The sequence below is a fragment of the Micromonospora sp. NPDC126480 genome, from assembly GCF_040302465.1.
Taxonomy (GTDB): Bacteria; Actinomycetota; Actinomycetes; order Mycobacteriales; family Micromonosporaceae; genus Micromonospora.
In genome coordinates this window covers 47,514-67,466 of sequence record NZ_JBEORU010000006.1, presented here as the reverse complement: position 1 = coordinate 67,466, position 19,953 = coordinate 47,514, and the positions used below count along the sequence as shown (strand labels likewise).

15 protein-coding genes are annotated in these 19,953 nt (G+C 72.8%); 7 read left to right on the top strand and 8 right to left on the bottom strand.

Annotation, left to right across the window (positions count from 1 at the left end):
- Positions 1 to 19: 19 nt before the first annotated feature.
- From ABTW87_RS07750 to ABTW87_RS07735, 4 genes are read right to left on the bottom strand one after another with little or no spacing between them, the layout of a single operon-like run.
- Positions 20 to 2,344, bottom strand: a complete 2,325-nt coding sequence (locus tag ABTW87_RS07750; protein ID WP_350649572.1) for a beta-xylosidase/alpha-l-arabinosidase — start codon at positions 2,342 to 2,344, stop codon at positions 20 to 22.
- Positions 2,345 to 2,383: 39 nt separating this feature from the next.
- The gene (locus tag ABTW87_RS07745; RefSeq protein WP_502891548.1) at positions 2,384 to 3,229 is read right to left on the bottom strand and encodes a carbohydrate ABC transporter permease; all 846 of its coding nucleotides are present in this window, start codon (positions 3,227 to 3,229) and stop codon (positions 2,384 to 2,386) included.
- An 11-nt stretch (positions 3,230 to 3,240) separates the two neighbouring features.
- Entirely contained in the window at positions 3,241 to 4,245 is a 1,005-nt protein-coding gene (locus ABTW87_RS07740; protein WP_350649570.1) for a carbohydrate ABC transporter permease, read from the bottom strand.
- Entirely contained in the window at positions 4,242 to 5,552 is a 1,311-nt protein-coding gene (locus ABTW87_RS07735) for an ABC transporter substrate-binding protein (RefSeq protein WP_350649568.1), read from the bottom strand. Before ABTW87_RS07735 ends, ABTW87_RS07740 begins: the two co-directional genes overlap by 4 nt.
- A 139-nt stretch (positions 5,553 to 5,691) precedes the next feature.
- Here ABTW87_RS07735 and ABTW87_RS07730 point away from each other — a divergent pair, with 139 nt between their 5' ends.
- From ABTW87_RS07730 to ABTW87_RS07720, 3 genes are all read left to right on the top strand, one after another.
- Positions 5,692 to 6,762: a LacI family DNA-binding transcriptional regulator gene (locus ABTW87_RS07730; protein WP_350649566.1), complete on the top strand. Its 1,071-nt coding sequence runs from the start codon at positions 5,692 to 5,694 to the stop codon at positions 6,760 to 6,762.
- Between the two features lie 164 nt (positions 6,763 to 6,926).
- On the top strand, positions 6,927 to 10,619 hold the full coding sequence (locus ABTW87_RS07725) for a S8 family serine peptidase (RefSeq protein ID WP_350649564.1): 3,693 nt from the start codon (positions 6,927 to 6,929) through the stop codon (positions 10,617 to 10,619).
- Between the two features lie 137 nt (positions 10,620 to 10,756).
- Positions 10,757 to 11,740, top strand: a complete 984-nt coding sequence (locus ABTW87_RS07720) for a helix-turn-helix domain-containing protein (RefSeq protein ID WP_350649562.1) — start codon at positions 10,757 to 10,759, stop codon at positions 11,738 to 11,740.
- 20 nt (positions 11,741 to 11,760) lie between these two features.
- Here the strand turns inward: ABTW87_RS07720 and ABTW87_RS07715 are convergent, their stop codons facing one another.
- Entirely contained in the window at positions 11,761 to 12,549 is a 789-nt protein-coding gene (locus ABTW87_RS07715) for a sporulation protein (protein WP_350649560.1), read from the bottom strand.
- 249 nt (positions 12,550 to 12,798) lie between these two features.
- Here ABTW87_RS07715 and sigB point away from each other — a divergent pair, with 249 nt between their 5' ends.
- The 4 genes from sigB (at position 12,799) to ABTW87_RS07695 (ending at position 15,169) form a co-directional block, all read left to right on the top strand.
- Positions 12,799 to 13,815 (top strand): RNA polymerase sigma factor SigB, encoded by a 1,017-nt coding sequence (gene sigB, locus ABTW87_RS07710; RefSeq protein WP_502891543.1) that lies wholly within the window; start codon positions 12,799 to 12,801, stop codon positions 13,813 to 13,815.
- 117 nt (positions 13,816 to 13,932) lie between these two features.
- Positions 13,933 to 14,271: an ArsR/SmtB family transcription factor gene (locus ABTW87_RS07705; protein WP_350649558.1), complete on the top strand. Its 339-nt coding sequence runs from the start codon at positions 13,933 to 13,935 to the stop codon at positions 14,269 to 14,271.
- Positions 14,268 to 14,765, top strand: coding sequence for an SRPBCC family protein (locus tag ABTW87_RS07700; protein WP_350649556.1), 498 nt, complete (start codon positions 14,268 to 14,270; stop codon positions 14,763 to 14,765). Before ABTW87_RS07705 ends, ABTW87_RS07700 begins: the two co-directional genes overlap by 4 nt.
- The gene (locus ABTW87_RS07695) at positions 14,762 to 15,169 is read left to right on the top strand and encodes a VOC family protein (protein WP_350649554.1); all 408 of its coding nucleotides are present in this window, start codon (positions 14,762 to 14,764) and stop codon (positions 15,167 to 15,169) included. The genes ABTW87_RS07700 and ABTW87_RS07695 overlap by 4 nt, the downstream gene beginning before the upstream one ends.
- Positions 15,170 to 15,226: 57 nt before the next feature.
- On the opposite strand, the gene ABTW87_RS07690 is transcribed toward ABTW87_RS07695, so the two are convergent.
- From ABTW87_RS07690 to ABTW87_RS07680, 3 genes are all read right to left on the bottom strand, one after another.
- The gene (locus ABTW87_RS07690) at positions 15,227 to 17,782 is read right to left on the bottom strand and encodes a bifunctional acetate--CoA ligase family protein/GNAT family N-acetyltransferase (RefSeq protein ID WP_350649552.1); all 2,556 of its coding nucleotides are present in this window, start codon (positions 17,780 to 17,782) and stop codon (positions 15,227 to 15,229) included.
- A 24-nt stretch (positions 17,783 to 17,806) separates the two neighbouring features.
- Positions 17,807 to 18,988: an acetoin utilization protein AcuC gene (locus tag ABTW87_RS07685; RefSeq protein ID WP_350649550.1), complete on the bottom strand. Its 1,182-nt coding sequence runs from the start codon at positions 18,986 to 18,988 to the stop codon at positions 17,807 to 17,809.
- A 75-nt stretch (positions 18,989 to 19,063) separates the two neighbouring features.
- Positions 19,064 to 19,936 (bottom strand): sulfurtransferase, encoded by an 873-nt coding sequence (locus tag ABTW87_RS07680; RefSeq protein ID WP_350649548.1) that lies wholly within the window; start codon positions 19,934 to 19,936, stop codon positions 19,064 to 19,066.
- Between the last annotated feature and the right edge of the window lie 17 nt (positions 19,937 to 19,953).

The following is a 19,953-nucleotide window of genomic DNA, read 5'->3' as shown; positions in this document are numbered from 1 at the left end:
TGATCGTGCCTGCCGGGGGCTAGCTCAGGTTGGTGGTCGTCCAGCGGGCGGAGGCGGTGGTCACGGGTGCGGTTCCGCCGACCAGCGTGGTCAGCGCCTGGACGTCCCGCCGGGCGCTCGTACCGACCCAGAGCTCGACGTCACCGGGCTCCACGACCCGGGTGAGCGTACGGTCGGAGAAGGCCAGACGGGTGGTGGGCACCGTCAGCTCGAGCGTGACCGACTGGCCCGGCTCCAGGTGCACCCTCCGGTACCCGAGGAGCTGCGCCACCGGACGGGTCACCGAGGCCACCACGTCGCGGCCGTAGAGCTGGACCACGTCGTCGCCGGCGACCGCGCCGGTGTTCGTCACGGACACCGACACCCGCAGCGCACCGTCGGTCGGCACCGTGGCGGGCACGGTCAGCTCGGCGTACTCGAAGGTGGTGTAGGACAGGCCGTGGCCGAACGGCGCCGCGGGAGTCGCCGCCAGGTTGGTCACCTCGCTCCCCTCGCCGAGCGTGGGATGCAGGTACGAGTACGGCTGCGCCCCCGCCGAGGCGGGGATGCTGACCGGCAGCCGGCCGGACGGGTTGACCCGCCCGGACAGCACTCCGGCGATCGCCCCGGACCCCTCCTCGCCCGGGAAGAACGCCTGCAGCACCGCAGCGCACCGCGCCAGGGCCCAGTCGACCGCGTACGGCCGACCGGTGAGCAGCACGAGGACGACCGGCGTGCCCGTCGCCAGTACCGCCTCGACGAGCTGGCGCTGCACTCCGGGCAGCTCCAGGTCGTCCCGGTCGCAGCCCTCACCGACCGTGCCGCGCCCGAAGAGGCCGGCGTGGTCGCCGACGACCAGGACGGCGACGTCCGCGGCGGACGCCGCGGCGACGGCCTCCTCGAAGCCGGACCGGTCGTCGCTGTCCACGTCGCAGCCCCGCGCCCAGGTGACGACATCCGCACCGAACTCGGCACGCACCCCTTCCAGGACCGTCGGCGCCTCGATGCCCGTCTCCACGTCGGGATGCTGGACGAGCACGTGGTTCAGGAACGAGTAACACCCGAAGAGCGCGCCCTGCCGGTCCGCGTTCGGACCGATGACCGCCACCCGTCGGCCCGCGGGCAGCGGAAGGACGTCCCGGTTGGAGACCAGGACGATCGACTCCTCCGCGAGGCGGCGGGCGATCGACCGGTGCTCGGGCGAGTCGAGGTCGACCGCCGCGGGCGGTTCGTCGGTGAACGTGGCGTCGAGCAGCCCGAGTTCCAGCTTCTGGCGCAGGACGCGCAGCACGGCCCGGTCCAGGAGCGCCTCGTCGAGCTTGCCGGCCCGCACCGTCTCCGGCAGGGTCAGGTACGCGTCGCCCGTCGGGAGCTCGACGTCGACACCGGCGACCAGCGCCTGCACGGCCGCCTCCGCATGATCGCCTGCGACGTGGTGCAGCAGGTTCAGGAAGGCGACCCCGTAGTAGTCGGCCACCACCGTGCCGTCGAAGCCCCACTGGTCACGCAGCACGCCGGTGAGCATCGCCGGATCGGCGGCGACGGGCACGCCGTCGATCTCGGTGTACGAGTGCATGACGGACCGCGCGTTGCCGTCGAGGATCGCCATCTCGAACGGAGGGAACAGCACGTCGGCGAGCTCCCGCGGGCCGGCGTGCACGGGGGCGAAGTTGCGCCCGGCGCGCGAGGCGGAGTAGCCGGCGAAGTGCTTCAGGGTGGCGTGCACACCCTGCGACTGGAGGCCGCGAACGTACGACGTGCCGATGGTCCCGACCAGGTAGGGGTCCTCGGAGACGCACTCGTCGACCCGGCCCCAACGCGGGTCGCGGATCACGTCGAGCACCGGGGCGAGGCCCTGGTGGATGCCCAACGCCCGCATCGAGGCCCCGATCGCCGCGGCCATCTCGGTGACCAGCTCGGGATCGAACGCGGCGCCCCAGGCCAGCGGGGTGGGGAAGGTCGCCGCCTTCCACGCCGACAACCCGGTGAGGCACTCCTCATGGACGATCGCCGGTATGCCCAGCCGGGTGCCCGTCACCAGGTCCCGCTGGAACTTCCACAGCCAGGCCGCGCGGGCCGCCGCGTCGACGGGGCGGGTCCCGTAGGCCCGGGTGAGATGGCCCAGGCCGTGCCGGGAGAAGTCCTCCAGCCTGGTCGTGTCGGCGAACTCGCCCTGCAGGGGTGCGACCGCCTCGCCGTCCGCCTTCTCCCAGAACCCGACGATCTGCGCGAGCTTCTCCTCGATCGTCATCCGGCCGAGCAGTTCGCGTACGCGCGCCTCACCGGCGTGCCCGTCCGGCCCGTCGTGATCCGGCGTTGCCTGAGCCGGTGCCGGCCCGTCCACCACCGCGTGGACCTCAGTCATGCTGTGCCTTTCCCTTGGTTGTGCTGGTACCGCTGTCGCTCAGCCCTTGACCGCGCCCTGGAGGCCGCCGACGATCTGCTTCTCGGCGAACGTGAAGAAGAGCAGTGCCGGCAGCATCGCCAGCGACGTGAAGGCGAGGATCCCCGCCGTGTCGGAGGTGTACTGGCTTGAGAAGTTCTGCACACCCAGCGGCAGGGTGTGCAGGTCGGCGTCGCCGAGGACGAGCAGCGGCAGGAGGAACGCGTTCCAACTCGCCACGAAGGCGAGGATCCCGACGGTGACGAGCGCCGGCCGCGACAGCGGCAGCACGATACGCCAGAGGAAGCCGAGCCGGCCGGCGCCGTCGATCGCGGCGGCGTCCTCCAGTTCGCGGGGAATCGCGGACAGGAAGGGACGCAGGATCACGATCGTCAGGGGCAGTTGGAAGGCGACCTGCGGAAGGATCACCGCGTAGTAGGAATTGATCAGGTTCAAGTCCCGCAGCATGAGGTAGAGCGGCAGGATCGCCGCGCCGGCCGGGAAGAGCAGGCCGAGCGTGAAGAAGGTGTAGAGCGCCTCGCGTCCGCGGAAGGTGTACCGGGCGAGCACGAACGCGGCGCCGACGCCGAGCAGCACGACACTGAGCGTCGTGCCCAGGGCGATGACCGCGCTGTTGAAGGCCTGGCCCCAGAAGTCGCTCTGTGTCAGCACCCGGACGTAGTTGTCCCAGACCCACGGGTCGGGTAGGCCGGCCGGATCCGCGACGATCTGTGGGGTGGTGCGGAAGCCGCCGACGATCACGTAGATCACCGGCGTGATCGACACGGCCGCGACCGCGAACGCCAACGCGTACGTGAGCGGGGCGCTCCGGGACATCGGGCGGCGGCTGGCGGACGGGGACGGCATGACGTTCGCGGTCACGATCGGTGCACCCTTCCGGTGATGGCGCCCTGGATGTCACGGCGGAGAAGGAAACGCTGGAACAGCAGCGCCGCGACGAACGAGATGGCGAACAGGATCACGGCCACCGCGTTGCCGTAGCCCCACAGCCGGGCGAAGAACCCGTTGTCCACCATGTACGTCGCCATGGTCGCCGATGCGCCGAGCGACCGCACCGCGGGTACCGAGGTCACCCAGATCACGTCGAAGACCTGCAACGAACCGATCATCGACAGGAACATCCAGATCCGGATCGTCGGGCCCAGCAACGGGAGCGTGATGTGGCGCTGGATCTGCCACCAGCTCGCACCGTCGATCGCGGCCGCCTCGTTGAGCTCCTGCGGCACGTTCGACAGGCCGGCGAGCAGGAGGATGATGGCGAAGCCGACGTACTTCCAGGTCAGGACGAGCAGCAGCGTCCAGATGACGACGTCGAGGTCGGCGAGCCACGCCTGCACCAGGCCGCCCATTCCCAACGACCGCAGCAGTTCGTCGAGCGTGCCGTCGGGGGTCAGGATCAGCTTCCACATGATGCCGACGGTGACCTCGGCGAGCACGTAGGGCACGAACACCAGCAGGCGGAACACCGTCCGGCCGCGGAAGCTCCGGTTGAGCAGCAGGGCCACGCCCAGCGCGACGGGGCCCTGGATCAGCAGCGACCCGAAGACGATTATCGCGTTGTTGCGCAGCGCGTCGAGGAAGATCGGGTCCTGGAAGGCGAGGACGTAGTTGTCGAAGCCGACGTAGTCGGTGGGTGGGCCGACCCCGCGCCAGCGGAAGAGGCTGTAGTAGAAGGCAAAGCCCATCGGCACCAGCACGAACATCACGTACACGATCACCGCTGGCGTGGTGAGGCCGATGATCTCGTACCACTTGCGTCGCGTCTCGGCCGCGCGGTAGGACGAACGCCTGGCGGGCCGGCGCCCCGCCGGCGGCGCGGTCGCGCCGCCGGCGAGGCTCAGTGTCGGGTCGGTCGTGGTCACTTGCGTGCGGCCGCCTTCATCGCCTCGACGACCTGTTCCGGTGTGCCGTTTCCGGCGAAGATCGCCACGATCGCGTCGTTCATCGCGGTGCCGACGGTGCTGCCGTACGCCGTGTCGAGCCAGAGCTGCACGTAGCTCGCGCTGGAGGTGGCCTCCAGGATGGACTTCAGGGCGGGGTCCGTCACGCCGTCCGCCGCGCCCTTGGCCACCGGCAGGCCGGTGCCGGTCTCGGCGTAGCCCTTCTGCACCTCGGGGCTCACGATGTACTTGAGGAACTCGACGCACTCGGCCGGGGCGTTCTTGGCGCACGCGAACCCGTCGCCACCACCGAGGGCCGCCTTCGGGTCGCCGGCGGAACCGGAGATCGCCGGCACCGGGAACCAGCCGAGGAACTTGCCGAGCGCGGCCTTGTCGGCGGCGACGGTGTCCAGGGTGCCCCGGTTCCAGTCGCCCATCAGCTCCATGGCGGCCTTGCCGTTGGCGAGCAGGCCGTTCGCGCTGGTGGGGTCGTTCTGGCCCGGCGTGGCGATGAAGTTGGGCTGGAACGGCTCGGTGTCGATGAACGCCTTCAGGTCCTGGCCGGCCTTCACGAAGCACGGGTCGTCGAAGACCTTGTCGGTGGACGCCTTCTTCAGGGTGTCGATCGAGCAGGCGCGCAGCGCGAAGTTGTACCACCAGTGCGCGGCCGGCCACTTGTCACCGGCGCCCAGGGCGATCGGGATGACGTTTATGGCCTTGAGCTTCGTGACCGCCTCGTTGAGTTCCTCGAAGGTGCTCGGCGGCGCCGTGATGCCCGCCTTCGCGAACATGTCCTTGTTGTACCAGATGCCCTCGATGCCCATCCGGTACGGCAGGCCGTACTGCTTGCCGTCGACCGCCCAGATCTCGGTCGCGCTGCCGATGTCGGCGACCTCCGTCTTGACCTGGTCGGTGATCTCCTTGAGGTAGTCGGCCTCGACCTGCTCGCGGATCTCGCCGCCACCCCAGGACTGGAAGATGTCCGGCGGGTCGTTGCTCAGCAGGGCGGCAGGGAGCCGGGTGCGCTGGAGCTGGTTGGTCTCGATCGCCTCGATCTCGATCGTGACGGTCGGGTGCTTGGCGGAGAAGTCCTTGGCGACCTTCTCCCAGTAGGTCTTGCCGGGCCCGTCCTGTGAGGCGTTGTGCCACCAGGTCAGGGTGACCGGGTTCTTGAAGAGTTCGCTCTCGGGGGGAGCCTCGGACTCACCGCCGCCGCCACATCCGGCAACAAGCAGCGCGGTCGTGATGGACAGGGCTAGGACGGTGCTGGCACGGCGCTTTATCGCCATCGGTGTCTCCTCGACTAGTCAGTCGCGGTGCTCGGCCTGCGGGGGAGTTTTACAGCCGTGTAACTCCGAGTCAATCGTTGTCGATAACGTTTTCGACTCGCTGACGGCGGGGCTCGTCGAGCGCTCTATCATCGTCGACGTGGCGTTCCCCCAGCGTGTCAACATGTCGGACGTGGCCCGTGCGGCCGGCGTCTCCGTCGCAACCGTATCCAAGGTGGTGAATGGCCGGTACGGCGTGGCGCAGGCGACCGTGGAGCGCGTCCAGCAGATCATCCACCAGCTCGGATACGAGGCCAGCCTGGGTGCGCAGAGCCTACGCAGTCACCGCACGAACGTGCTGGGCATCCTGGTCGCCGAGTTCGAACCGTTCTCCACCGAGCTGCTCAAGGGCGCCTCCTCGGAGGTGACCGGCACCGGCTACCAGTTGCTGGCCTACTCCAGCGGCGACGGCGCCGGCGCGGCCGTGGGTTGGGAACGGCGCTCCCTCGCCCGCCTCTCCGGAACGCTCATCGACGGAGCCGTGATCGTCACGCCGACCGTGGTGGAGACCAAGCAGGGGTTCCACGTGGTGGCCGTGGACCCGCACACCGGCCCGTCGGGTCTGCCCACCGTCGACTCCGACAACTTCGCCGGCGCCGTACTCGCGACCAACCATCTCCTGTCGCTCGGCCACCGCCGGATCGCGCACATCAGCGGGCGGCCCGACCTCGAGTCCGCCCGCCTGCGCGAGGCGGGCTTCCGTAAGGCCATGGCCGACGCCGGCGTGGCGGTGGACGAGGCGCTCGTCCGCGTCGGCGGGTTCCGGACCGAGAGCACCGCCAGCATCGCCACGGAGCTGCTCGCGCTCCCCGACCGGCCGACCGCGATCTTCGCGGGAAACGACCTCTCCGCGATCGCCACGATGGACGTCGCCCGGAGGATGGGACTCGCGGTGCCCGACGACCTGTCCGTGATCGGCTTCGACAACATCCCGGAGTCGGCGCTTGTCAACCCGCCGCTGACCACGGTCATGCAACCGCTGCAGCGCATGGGCGCCGAGGCGATGCGCCTGCTCGTCGACCTGATCGGCGGCGTCGAACGCGACACACACATCCGGCTGCCCACCGAGCTGGTCATCCGCTCGTCCTGCCGCCCGTACCTCCCTGCCCCACGACCGAGCCCACTGTTGAGCCCGCCGGTGCCCGACGGCGCCGCGACGACGGGCGCCTGAGCGCGCGGCGCACGCTCGAACGGCCGCGACCCGGAGCGGCTCCGCGCCATCCCGCCCCACCTGGTACGGGCGGGACCGATCCGCAGATGGCGGGTTCGCGCCACGGCGCGAGCCCGCCATCGAACTTTGTTCACCAGGCCCGAGGGCGGCGGTAGAACCGTGCCATGCCTTCCCCCTCACAGCCCTTCGCCTCCGGCCGGACGAGACGGCGGCTGATCGCCGCCGCGGCGGCGGCCGGGATGGTCGCGGCCGGAGCCGCGGCGATCCACACGCCCGCCACGGCGGCCGGGCCGACCCCGACCCACGCACCCGCCGCGACGAGGGACACCCGCACCGTCACCCTGGTCACCGGTGACGTGGTCACGGTGACCACCTTCGCCGACGGCCGGGCCACGGCCGACGTCGACCGGCCGGACGACGCCACCGGCGGCGTCCGCGTCCAGCAGAGCGGCGACGACCTGTACGTCCTGCCCGACGAGGCGATGCCGCTGCTGAGCAGCGACCGGCTCGACCGGCGGCTGTTCAACGTCACCGACCTCATCGAGATGGGGTACGACGACGCCCGCGCCACCGCGCTGCCCCTCATCGCCACCTACCCGAAGGCGTCGGCCCGCTCGGCCCGTCCGGCAGCACCGAAGGGCACCAAGGTCGTCCGTGACCTGCCCGGAATCGGTGGCCGGGCGCTGGCGGCCGACAAGAAGCAGGCCCGCACCGTCTGGTCCGCCGTCGCACCCGCGTCGGCTCCCGCGACAGCGCTCGGCAGCGGGCTGGCGAAACTCTGGCTGGACGGCCGCGTGAAGGTCAACCTGACCGAGAGCGTGCCGCAGGTCGGCGCGCCCGAGGCGTGGGCCGCCGGCTACGACGGCGCCGGGGTGACGGTCGCGGTGCTGGACAGCGGCGTCGACGCGACCCACCCCGACCTGGCTGGCCAGATCGACGAGAAGGTCAGCTTCGTACCGGGCGAGGACACGTCGGACGTGCACGGCCACGGCACCCACGTCGCCTCGACCATCGCCGGCACCGGCGCGGCCGGCGGCGGTGACCACAAGGGCGTCGCGCCGGGTGCGGACCTGATCGTCGGCAAGGTGCTCGGCAACGACGGGTACGGCCAGGACTCCTGGATCATCGCCGGCATGCAGTGGGCGGCCGAATCCGGTGCCGACGTCGTCAACATGAGCCTCGGCGACGCGTCGCGCACCGACGGCACCGACCCGATGGCGCTGGCGGTGGACACTCTCTCCGCGCGGCACGGCACCCTCTTCGTGGTCTCCGCCGGCAACTCCGGACCGCAGAGCATCGGCTCGCCCGGGACCGCCGGGAGCGCCCTCACCGTCGGCGCCGTGGACAAGCAGGACCAGCTCGCCTGGTTCTCGAGCACCGGGCCGCTCGCGCGCACCGGGGCGCTGAAGCCGGACATCGCCGCGCCGGGGGTCGGCATCTCCGCGGCCCGCTCGCAGCAGTCCCCGGGCGAGGGCATGTACCAGAGCATGGACGGCACCTCGATGGCCGCTCCGCACGTGGCGGGGGCAGCGGCGATCCTCGCCCAGCGCCACCCGGAGTGGACCGGCCCGCAGCTCAAGGACGCGCTGATGAGCAGCGCCGAGGCCGTGGCGGACAGCTACGGCCCGTACCAGGTGGGCACCGGCCGGCTGGACGTGGCGGCGGCGCTGCGCAACCCCGTGCGGGCCACCGGGTCGGCGTTCTTCGGTAACTTCGACTGGCCGCACGAGGCCACGGACGCCCCGGTTGCCAAGCCGGTGACGTTCACCAACTCCGGCGCCGCCGCGGTCACCCTGAACCTCGCCGTCACCGGCACCGGCCCGTTCTCGCTCAGCGCCTCCTCGGTGACCGTGCCGGCCGGCGGCAGCGCCGAGGTCACGGTGTCCGGCGACCCCCGGTCGGCCCCCTACGGTCAGGTCACCGGGTACCTCGTCGGCACCGACGCAGCCACCGGCGCCCCGGTCACCCGCACCGCGCTCGCCCTGCTCAAGGAGGAGGAGCGGTACGACCTGACCGTGAAGCTACGCGGCCGCGACGGCAAGCCGGCCCGCTCGACCATCGCCCTGAAGCGGGCCGGCGAGTGGTTCACCTGGTCGTACGCCGTCGACGGTGAGCGGACCCTGCGGCTGCCGCCGGGCACGTACACCGTGGAGTCGGCGCTCGACGTGCCGGGTGAGCGGGCCGATTCCCTGGGCCTTGCCGTGCTCGTCGACCCGGAGACGGTGCTCGACCGGTCGTCCGAGGTGGTGCTGGACGCCAGCCGGGCCCGCCTGCTCGACACCACCGCCCCGCAACGCACCCAGGACCGGCAGCGCCGGATCGACTACACCGTCGAGTACGCCGGCGGCGACAGCTACCGTTCGGTCTACCAGTTGCCGATCAGGTACGACGACCTCTACGTGCTGCCGACCGAGCGGGTCGAGCAGGGGTCGTTCACCATGGCGGCCCGGTGGCGCAAGGGCGAGCCCATGCTGACCGTGGCCGTCCCCGGCCTGCCGCCGGTCAACGCCACCGTGCAGCCGGGCGCCGCGCTCACCGCGGGCACCGACCGGCTGCCGGCGGTCCACGTCGGCACCGGCGGCCCGGACGAGTACGCCGGCCTCGAAGTCACGGGCAAGGTGGCCATCGTGACCCGCAGCGACGCGGTCCCCGCACCGGATCGCGCCGCCGCCGCGGCGGCCGCCGGGGCGAAGCTGCTCCTGGTCGTCAACGACGGTCCCGGCATCCTCAACGAGTACGTGGGCGAGTCCCCGATCCCCGTCGGCACTCTGAGTCGAGACGCCGGCGAGCAGCTCATCGAGGCGGTCCGGACGAAGGCGCCGAAGCTGACCGCCACCCGGGTGCCATTCGCCAGCTACCTCTACGACCTGACCGAGGTCTGGCCCGGCCAGGTGCCCGACCGGGCGCTCACGTACCACCCGACCCGGAACGACCTGGCCCGGATCGACGCCCGCTACTACGCCGTCAAGGACACGCAGGGCTCCGGCTACCGGTACGACATGACGTTCAGCCCGTCGTTCGGCTTCCCGGAGACCGAGCGGCACCCGGGCAGCCGCACCGAGTGGGTCACCCCGGACGTGGTCTGGTACGAGGTGCACAGCCAGGGCACCTGGACCGACACCGCGTACCTGAACACGTACGCCAGGGGCACCACCACCGGGCTGGACTGGTTCGCCCCCGCCGTCCGGCCGGCCTTCAGCCGGGCTTTCGGGGTGAAGAACAGCCGCTACCGCGACTACCTGACGGTCAACGTGCAGGCCTGGAGCCCGTCCGACGACGTGCTCGAGCACGGGGGCAACCTGGAGTGGGGCTCGGTACCGACGAACCTCAAGCTGTACCAGGGCGACACCCTGCTGGCCGAGAACGTCTTCAACTCCGACCTGCAGTGGGCGGAGGTGCCCGGCGGCACGCTGCCGTACCGCCTGGTGCTGGACGCGTCGCGGCCGGCCGAGGAGTGGCGGCTGTCCACCCGTACGCACACCGAGTGGGACTTCGTCTCCAGCTCGAACGAGGCGGACACCTTCGTCCCGTTCGCGCTGCTGCAGCTCGACTACGCGCTGGAGACCGACCTGCGGGGTGACCTGAAGGCCGGCACCACCAAGCGGATCGGGATCAAGGCGGGACCGCAGCCCGGCGGCAGCGGCACCGGCACGGTCAGGTCCGTCGAGCTGGAGGTCTCGTACGACGAGGGCGCCAGCTGGCAGCGGGTGACCCTGAGCCGCTCCGGTGACTGGTGGAACGGGTCGCTGAAACTGCCGAAGAAGCCGGGCGGCTTCGTCTCGGTGCGGGTGGCGGCGCGCACCGACGCCGGCTTCGGCATCCGGCAGGAGCTCATCCGGGCGTACGGCCTGCGGTGATAGCGCCGTTCGGGGCCCCGGGACCGGCACCGTCCGGGGGTCCCGACGGCGTGTCCGCTCCGCCGCGGACCTGGTCAGGACTCATGGGTGTGTCCCATACTTCCCGTGCCGCGACGGGCGCAGGGAGGCAGCCACCGATGCTGGGCGTACTGGGGCTGAGCCCCGAGGACGAGGCGGTCTACGGCCTGCTGGTCCGGCGGGCACGGACCGACGTCGCCGGCCTCGCCGACGCCCTGCGGCTACCCGCGACGGCGGTGGCCTCGGCACTGGAGCGCCTGGTCGACTGCGGCCTGGTGGCGTCCGGGCCGGACACCGAGTTCTCGGTGGCGCCCCCGGCGGTCGCCCTGGGGGCGCTCATCAGCGAGCAACGCTCCGCGCTGCGCAGCGCGGAGCTGGCGCTCGTCACCCTCGCCGAGGAGTACCGCGGCGCGGTGGCGGGGCGCACGATCGACGAGCTGATCGAGGTGGTCACGGGCGTCGACGCCGTGCGGCACCGGTTCGCCCAGGTGCAGCACGCGGCGCGTACCGAGGTCCGGAGTTTCGTCACCACGCCGTTCATCGCCGTGCCGCCGGGCACCAACGCCGTCGAGTCAGTGGCGGTGGGCCAGGGGGTGCGGTTCCGGGTCGTCGTGGACCGGCCCACCCTCGCCGAACCGGGGGTGGTCGCGGAGACCGTCGAGTCGCTGCGTAACGGCGTCCAGGTGCGGGTGGTCGAGTCGTTGCCGATCAAACTCATCCTCGCCGACGCGGAGCTCGCCCTGGTGCCGCTGACCGCCACCGCCGGCGGCGAGCCCGGCGCGGTGCTGCTGCACCGCTCCGGGCTGCTGGCGGCGATGGACGCGCTGTTCGAGATCGTGTGGCGGCACGCCCACCCGCTGAGCGCTTCGGCCGCCGGGGCGGTGAGCGACGCCGCGGGGCACGACGGGGCCGACGGCCCGACCGAGCTGGATCGCCAGGTCCTGGCGTTGCTGCTGGCCGGGCTCACCGACCAGGTCGTGGCCACCCGGCTCGACATGTCGCTGCGCACCCTGCAACGGCGGCTGCGGCACCTGATGGACCTCGCCGGGGTGGAGACCCGGATGCAGCTCGGCTGGTACGCCGCCCGGCACGGCTGGGTGTGAGCGACCGGGCGGCGGTCCGGTCAGAAGAACAGGCCCCGACGCTGGAGGGACTGGCGCAGCCAGGCGTCGAGCTGGGCGGTCCAGTCGGTGCGGTCGGCCGTCGCGTGGTCCACGGTGAAGCGGCCGAACGCGTCCCGGCCCTCGGTGAAGACGCCACCGCGCTTGTCCAGTTCGAGAACGACCTGGATCTGGCGCGGGTCGGTCACGAAGGTGACCTCCAGCTGGTTGACCGCGCGGGCGTACTGCGGTGCCGGGTAGAACTCGATCTCCTGGTAGAACGGCAGCGTCTGGTGCACGCCGTAGATGTGGCCGCGCTCGACGTCGGCACGGGAGAACCGGAAGCCCAGCCGCAGGAACGCCTCCAGGATCCGCTCCTGCGACGGCAGCGGATGCACGGCCACCGCGTCCAGGTCGCCCTTGTCGACCGCGCGGGCCACCTCCAGTTCGGTCCGCAGGCCCATCGTCATGCCGTGCAGGTGCTGCCCGTACAGCTCGGTCAGCGGGGTCTCCCAGGGCACGTCGAAGCGGAACGGTACGTCGTACCGCTGCCCGGGCTCGAGCCGGAAGGCGCCGGTGGCCCGCTGGCGGTGGAACTCCTGGGTGGTCTGGTACTCGTTGTCACCGCTCTCCACCTCGACGCGGGTGACCAGGCCCAGCGCCACGTACGACACGTCCACCGCGTGGTCGCCGCCCGCGACGTGGACGGTCCCCTCGAGCTGGCCGCCCGGGCGGCAGTTCGGATTGGCGAGGACGGTTTCCACCGAGGGGCCACCGACCCCCATCGCCTGCATGAGCCGCTTGAAGACCACGACGCCCTCCATCACCTGTGCCGGGGGTTCGCCGGCGGTCGCCGGCGGCGGCCGGCCTCCACCGGCCGACCGCTGGCACGGTAACCGCCGCCGGCAAGGGCTCCCCTACGGCGACACGCCCAGTGGGATTCCTGTCGGGTCCCCGATCGCCTCACTCCCGTTTTACGCCCGGCCCGCCAAGCTGTTTGTCAACCGGCACCACTGGGCCGGATCTCGCGGCACAGACGTGGACACGGGGAGAGACGAAAGATGGCCTTGCAGATGATGGAGCACCGGATGCGCCCGGCCGCCACGACCGATACCGACCACGGCACCGACACCCTGACCGACCTGGACGCCACCGACGAGCGCGGTGTCTCCACGGACCTGGTCCGGGCGTACCTCAACGGCATCGGCAGGACCAAGCTGCTGACCGCCGCCCAGGAGGTCGAGCTGGCGCGCCGGATCGAGGCCGGGCTCTTCGCCGAGGAGAAGCTGGCCACCTGCACGCCGGTCTCCGCGGAGCTGCGGTCCGACCTGGAGCTCGTCGCCGCCGAGGGGCGCGCCGCCAAGGACCACCTGCTCGAGGCGAACCTGCGCCTCGTCGTGAGCATCGCCAAGCGGTACACCGGCCGCGGGATGGCCTTCCTCGACCTGATCCAGGAGGGCAACCTCGGCCTGATCCGCGCGGTCGAGAAGTTCGACTACACCAAGGGCTACAAGTTCTCCACCTACGCCACCTGGTGGATCCGCCAGGCCATCACCCGCGCCATGGCCGACCAGGCCCGCACCATCCGCATCCCGGTGCACATGGTCGAGCAGGTCAACCGCATGGTCCGGGCCCGGCGGGAGCTGTCGGTCACGCTGGGCCGGGAGCCCACCGTCGCCGAGGTGGCCCGGGCGCTGGACGTCCCGGAGTTCCAGGTGATCGAGCTGATCTCGTACGACCGCGAGCCGGTGAGCCTGGACCAGGCGGTCGGTGAGGACGGCGAGAGCGCGCTCGGCGACTTCGTGGCGGCGGTGGACCCGGCGGCCGGCCCGGACGACGCCGCCGCCAACGGGGAGCTCCGGCAGGAGGTGAGCATCGTGCTCGCCACCCTGTCGCAGCGCGAGCAGGCGGTGATCCGGCTCCGGTTCGGGCTGGACGACGGCCGGCAGCGCACGCTGGACGAGGTCGGGCGGGAGTTCGGCCTCTCCCGGGAGCGGATCCGCCAGATCGAGAAGGTGACGCTGCTCAAGCTGCGGGCGCCGGAGCGGGCGCAGCGGCTGGAGGCGTACGCCTGCTGAGGTGGGCGTGCCCGACGACGGCCCCGGCGGTTCGCCGGGGCCGTCGTCGTGGTGGTGCTTGACTCCGTCCTGCGTACGGGATAGAAACCTCTTGGTTATGAAACCGGGAGGTTATGAATGACTGCGGACCTGGACGCGACGTTCGCGGCGCTGGCGGACCCGACCCGGCGCGCCATCCTCGCCCGGCTGGCGGCCGGCGAGGCGACCGTCACCGAACTGGCCGCGCCGTTCGCGATGAGCCAGCCCGCGGTGTCCAAGCACCTGCGCGTCCTCGAACGGGCCGGCCTGGTCAGCCGGGGGCGGGACGGGCAGCGGCGGCCCTGCCGCCTGGAGGCCCGGCCGCTGCGGCAGGCCACCGCCTGGCTCGCCGACTACCGCGACTACTGGGCGGAGAGCTACCAACGCCTCGACGCCCTGCTCGACGAGCTTCGCGACGCCGGGGACGGCGTGCCGTGAGCACCGCCGACGACCCGCTGGTCGTGCACGCCCCAGGAGACCGGGAGATCGTGCTGAGCCGGCTGTTCGAGGCCCCCGCGCACCAGGTGTTCGCCGCCTTCACCCGCCCCGAGCTGCTGCGCCGCTGGTACGGCGCCCAGGGCTGGCGGCTGATCGAGTGCACGGTGGACCTGCGGGTGGGCGGCCGGTGGCGGTACGTGTCGCAGGGGCCGGACGGCGAGCGGATGGGGCAGGCCGGGGTGTACCGCGACATCCGGCCGCCGCACCTGCTGGTCTGCACCGAACTCTTCGACGACCAGTCGTACCCCGGCGAGACCCTGGTGCGCCACGAGTTCACTGAGCTGGCCGGGCGTACCACCGTGACCACCACCCTGCGGTACGCGACCGCCGAGGGCCGCGACCGCGTACTGCGCTACCCGATGGCGCGCGGCGTCGGCGAGAGCTTCAGCCGCCTCGCCGAACTGCTCGCCCTGACGACAGGAGAGAGACCATGAACTGGACCCTGGAAGTGGTGATCGTCCCCGTTTCGGACATCGACCGGGCCAAGGCGTTCTACGCCGACCGGCTCGGCTTCGACGTCGACCACGACACCGTCGTCGGCGACGACATCCGGATCGTGCAGTTGACCCCGCCGGGCTCCGGCTGCTCCGTGGTGATCGGCAAGGGCGCGGTGCCGGAGATGCCGCCCGGGTCCCTCAAGGGGCTCCAACTCGTCGTGCCCGACCTGCACAAGGCCCGGGCGCAGCTGGTGGAGCGCGGTGTGGACGTCAGCGAGATCCAGGTCATCGGTAAGAACCCGCGGCCGGTGCCGGACCCGCTCGACAACGTCGGCTTCGTCTTCTTCGACGACCCCGACGGCAACTCCTGGGCCGTCCAGCAGATCAGCAGCCGCGCCTGACGGGCGTTAAGAAGGGGCCCTTCCACAACGCCCGGCGTTAAGAAGGGGCCCTTCCTTTCACAAGCGGCGGGGGCCGGTGTCGGGGCGCGCCGCGGCCGAGCCGATCCGGACCGTCGCGTGCAGCACCGACAGGCCGTCCGGGCGGGCCAGCACCGGGTTCAGCGTCAGCGCGCGGACCCGGGGCTGCTCGTCGGCGAGCCGCCCCACCCGCAGCAGCAGATCGGCCAACGCCGCCCGGTCCACCGGCGCCGCCCCGCGGTGCCCGCGCAGCAGCGGGGCCGCCCGGGGCTCGTCGACAAGTTCGGCTGCGTCGAGGTCGGTCAACGGCACGGCCCGCCACGCCCGGTCACCGAGCAGCTCGGTGGCGACGCCACCCAGGCCGAAGCCGACCACCGGCCCGAACGCCGGGTCCTCCACCAGCTCCACCACGCAGGCCACGCCGGGCGGGACCATCGGCTGGACCAGGACGTTCCCGCCGAACTCGGCCGACATCTCGGCGTACGCCCGCCGCACGGCCGTCTCGTCGGGCAGGTCGAGGCGGACCGCGCCGAGGTCCAGCCGGTGCCGCAGGCCCGGGGCGGCGGCCTTCACCGCCACCGGGTACCCGAGCAGCCGTGCCGCCTCGACCGCGGCCTCCTCGGACGCCGCCGGCACGGAATCGACCACCTCGATCCCGTACGCGTCCAGCAGCCCGGCCGGGTCGAACGACTCCGGGCGCAGCGCCGCCTGGGCCACGTCCCGGTCCACCCCGGACAGCTCGGGCAGCATCCCCGCGGGCCGGCGCAGCCAGCCCGAATAGGCGGTCACCCGGCCCAGCGCACGTACCGCCTCCTCCACGCTCGGGTACGCGGGCACCCCGGCGGGAGCACGCCCGGCGAGGAACGTGGCCACGGTGGGCTTGCCGCCGGCGAGCGCCGTGGGCAGGGCCGCGGTGAAGTCCGTCTCGGTGTCCGGCAGCTGACCGGGCAGCGGCGGCGCGAACACCGCCACCAGCGAGTCCACCGCCTCGTCGGCGGCCGCCGCGGCGAGCGCGGCGGCGAACTCGGCGGCGCCGGCGCGCGGCCCGACGTCGCGCGGGTAGCCGTCGGCCAGGGTGAGCCCCTGCGCGGCACAGGCGGTGGCCGCGAGGCCGGCCAGCGCGGAGGAGTTCCCGACGACGGCGACCCGGTCGCCGGCCGGCAGCGGCTGGTTCGCCAGCAGCAAGCCGACGTCGAGCAGCTCGGCGACGGTGTCCACCCGGATCACGCCCGACTGGGCGAACAGCGCGCTCACCGCCTCCTCGTCCGGGCCGGCCGAGCCCCCGAGACCAGGTGGGCGGGCCGGCGAGGCCAGTGCGACGATCGGCTTCTCCCGCCCGATCCCCCGGGCCAGCCGGGCGAACTTGCGCGGATTGCCGAAGGTCTCCAGGTACAGCAGGATCACGTCGGTGCCGGGGTCGTCCTGCCAGTACTGGAGCAGGTCGTTGCCGGAGACGTCGGCCCGGTTACCGGCCGAGACGAAACTGGACAGGCCCAGCCCCCGCCGGTCCGCCTCGGCCAGCAGCGCCACCCCGAAGGCGCCGGACTGGCTGAACAGCCCGACCCGACCGGGCACCGGCAGCCGCGGGGCCAGCGTGGCGTTCAGGCGTACCTCGGCGTCGGTGTTCGCCACGCCCAGGCAGTTCGGGCCGACGACCCGCATGCCCGCCGCGTGGGCCGCGCGGACCAGCCGGCGCTGCGCGGCGGCGCCCTCGGCCCCGGCCTCGGCGAAGCCCGCGCTGATGACGACCAGGCCGTGCGCCCCGGCGGCGGCCGCGTCGCCGACCACCTCCTCCGCCGCCTCCGGTGGCACCGCCACCACGGCCAGGTCGACCGGCAGGCCCGCGCCGGCCGCCGACCGGTACGCGGGCAGCCCGGCGACCGTCCGCGCGGACGGGTGCACCGGCACCACCGACCCGGTGAACCCGTAGTCGCGCAGGTGCCCGAGCACCGCCGCGCCGACGCCCTGCCCGGTGGCGCTGGCCCCGTAGACGGCCACGCCGCGCGGCGCGAGCAGCCGGGCCACGGACCGGGCCTCGGTCCGGTGCTCCCGGCCCCGCTGCACCTGCAGGGTCGCCTCGGTCGGGGCGATCGGGAAGCTCAGGTGCACGACGCCGTCGGCGAACTGGCGCTGCACCTGGTACCCGAAGTCGGCGAAGACCCGCAGCATCGCGCCGTTGGCGGGCAGCACCTCGGCGACGAAGGTCATGATGCCGATCCGCCGGGCCGCGTCGGCGAGGTGCTCCAGCAGCACCGACCCGATACCCCGGCCCTGATAGGCGTCCTCCACCACGAACGCCACCTCGGCCTCCGGCGACTCCGGGCCGAGCCGCTCGTACCGGCCCACGGCGACGATCTGGTCGCCGACCAGCACCACGAACGCCTCCCGGTCCCGATGGTCGACGTTGACGAAGCGCTGCAGGTCCCGCTCCGGGATCCGCGGGTACGGCGAGAAGTAGCGCAGGTAGCGGGTGCGCTCCGAGAAGCGCGAGTGCATCGCGACGATGCCCGGTGCGTCGGACGGCCGGATCGGCCGCAACTGGACGGTGGTGCCGTCGCTGAGCAGCACGTCCACCGGTTGATCCACTGTGGTCACGGTAAGCGGCCCTTCCCGCCCGCCTCAGTCGCGCGGGTCGTGCGGATCGAGCCCGAGCAGCGGGAACACCGCCTTGCGGGTGGCCGCGATGGCGCGGTCCACGGCGTTCGGTTCCCCGGAGGGCTGCCACGACTCGTACGACGGGTCGACGTCGTCGGTCATCCGCAGCGGGATGTCCCGGCCGGGGCAGCGGGCGGCGGCCAGCTCCCGCCAGGCGGGCGGGGTGAGTGTGGCCGGGTCGAGCGGCTCGCCGGTGGCCACCGCGAGCAGGTGGGTCCACGCCCGGGGCACGGCTTCGACCAGCGCGTACCCGCCGCCGCCGGTGGCCACCCAGCGCCCGTCGCACAGCTCGTCGGCGAGCGCCCGCAGGGCGATGTACGTTGCGCGCTGCCCGTCGACGGACAGGTGCAGGTCGGCGAGCGGGTCGAGCCGGTGCCCGTCCGCGCCGCACTGGGTGACCAGGATCTCCGGCTGGAACGCGCGCAGCACCGACGGCACGATCGCGTGGAACGCGCGCTGCCAGCCGGCGTCGCTAACGCCCGGGGGCAGCGGCACGTTGACCGCGCTGCCCTGCGCCTCCGGCCCGCCGGTCTCGTCGGGGAACCCGGTGCCCGGGAAGAGCGCCAGCGGCGTCTCGTGCAGGCTCACGGTGAGCACGCGGGGGTCGTCCCAGAAGGTCTGCTGCACCCCGTCGCCGTGGTGGACGTCCACGTCGACGTACGCCACGCGGCGCGCACCGAGGTCGAGCAGGCGGGCGATGGCCACCGCGGGGTCGTTGTAGACGCAGAAACCGGAGGCCCGGGCGGGCATCGCGTGGTGCAGCCCGCCGGCCACGTTGACCGCCCGCCGTGCCTCGCCCCGCCAGACCGCCTCGGCCGCCGCCACCGAGGCGCCGGCGATCAGCGCGCTGGACTCGTGCATGCCGGGGAACACCGGGTTGTCGGAGGTGCCCAGCCCGAAACCGGCGAACAGCGGGTCCTGCGGGGCGATGCGGACGGCCTCCAGGTAGCGGGGATCGTGCACCCGGGTCAGCAGGTCGTCGTCGGCGGGCTCCGGCTTGACCAGCCGCACCCCCGGGCGCTCCAGGACGCCCAGCTCCCGCGCGAGCGCGACGGTCAGCTCGACCCGTACCGGGTCGAGCGGATGGTCACCGAGGTCGTAGGCGAGCAGCGACTCGTCCCACACCACCACCGTGTCGTCCGACATGCGCCCATCGTCGCACGGGCCGCCCCGGCCACCCACCACGCGCGCTGCGCACGCGCAGGTGTCGGGCGGTGCGGCTCACGCCGCCGGCGCGGACCCGGCGGGCTCCTCCCCCACCGCGACCGGGCGGGCGGGGTCGGCGACCCAGTTGCTCCACGAGCCGACGTACAGGGCGGCGTCCGGTCGGCCCGCCAGGTGCAGCGCGAACACCGCCTGCGCGGCCGTCACGCCGGAGCCGCAGTACGCGCCGACCGGGTGGTCGCCGGTCACCCCGGCGGCGGCGAACCGCTCCCGGAGCCGCCGGGCCGTCGGGAACCGGCCCTCGGCGACGTACGCGGTCGCGGGCAGGTTCACCGCGCCCGGCACGTGGCCGGCGACGGGGTCGATCGGCTCGGTCTCCCCGCGGTAGCGGGCCGCGGCCCGCACGTCGACAAGCACGCCCTCGTCGGCCGCGGCGAGCCGGGCGGCCCCGGCCGCGTCCAGCACCGGCAGCGCACCGGGACGCACCTCGACGTCGCCGGGCCGCGGCGCGGGCACCTCGGTCGACGTGGGTCGGCCCGCCCCCACCCAGGCGGGGTAGCCACCGTGCAGGAGGCGTACCTCCCGGTGGCCGGCCCAGCGCAGCGTCCACCAGGCGCGGGCGGCGGACATGCCGTCGCCGCCGTCGTACACGACGACGGGGTGACCGGCGCGGACGCCGGCGGCCCGCAACGCGGCCTGCAGCGCGGCGGGGTCGGGCAGCGGGTGCCGACCGGCGGCGCCCGGCGGGCCGCACAGCTCGGTGTCCAGGTCGACGAAGACCGCGCCGGGCAGGTGGCCGGCGGCGTAGTCGTCGCGCCCGGGCGGACCGGTCAGGCGCCAGCGGACGTCGAGCAGGGTCGGCGGGTCACCGCCGTCGAGTTCGGCGGCGAGCCGGTCGACCTCGACCAGCAGCTCCTCGGTACCGGACATGGCGTCCAGTCAACACC

What these genes read in the sequence shown, in the direction of transcription:
- ABTW87_RS07720 (WP_350649562.1), top strand. Translation starts at nt 10,757, where the DNA reads ATGCTGGGCGTACTGGGGCTGAGCCCCGAGGACGAGGCGGTCTACGGC.
- ABTW87_RS07725 (WP_350649564.1), top strand. Translation starts at nt 6,927, where the DNA reads ATGCCTTCCCCCTCACAGCCCTTCGCCTCCGGCCGGACGAGACGGCGG.
- ABTW87_RS07695 (WP_350649554.1), top strand. Translation starts at nt 14,762, where the DNA reads ATGAACTGGACCCTGGAAGTGGTGATCGTCCCCGTTTCGGACATCGAC.
- ABTW87_RS07745 (WP_502891548.1), bottom strand. Translation starts at nt 3,229, where the DNA reads ATGCCGTCCCCGTCCGCCAGCCGCCGCCCGATGTCCCGGAGCGCCCCG.
- ABTW87_RS07680 (WP_350649548.1), bottom strand. Translation starts at nt 19,936, where the DNA reads ATGTCCGGTACCGAGGAGCTGCTGGTCGAGGTCGACCGGCTCGCCGCC.
- ABTW87_RS07705 (WP_350649558.1), top strand. Translation starts at nt 13,933, where the DNA reads ATGACTGCGGACCTGGACGCGACGTTCGCGGCGCTGGCGGACCCGACC.
- ABTW87_RS07735 (WP_350649568.1), bottom strand. Translation starts at nt 5,552, where the DNA reads ATGGCGATAAAGCGCCGTGCCAGCACCGTCCTAGCCCTGTCCATCACG.
- ABTW87_RS07685 (WP_350649550.1), bottom strand. Translation starts at nt 18,988, where the DNA reads ATGTCGGACGACACGGTGGTGGTGTGGGACGAGTCGCTGCTCGCCTAC.
- ABTW87_RS07750 (WP_350649572.1), bottom strand. Translation starts at nt 2,344, where the DNA reads ATGACTGAGGTCCACGCGGTGGTGGACGGGCCGGCACCGGCTCAGGCA.
- sigB (WP_502891543.1), top strand. Translation starts at nt 12,799, where the DNA reads ATGGCCTTGCAGATGATGGAGCACCGGATGCGCCCGGCCGCCACGACC.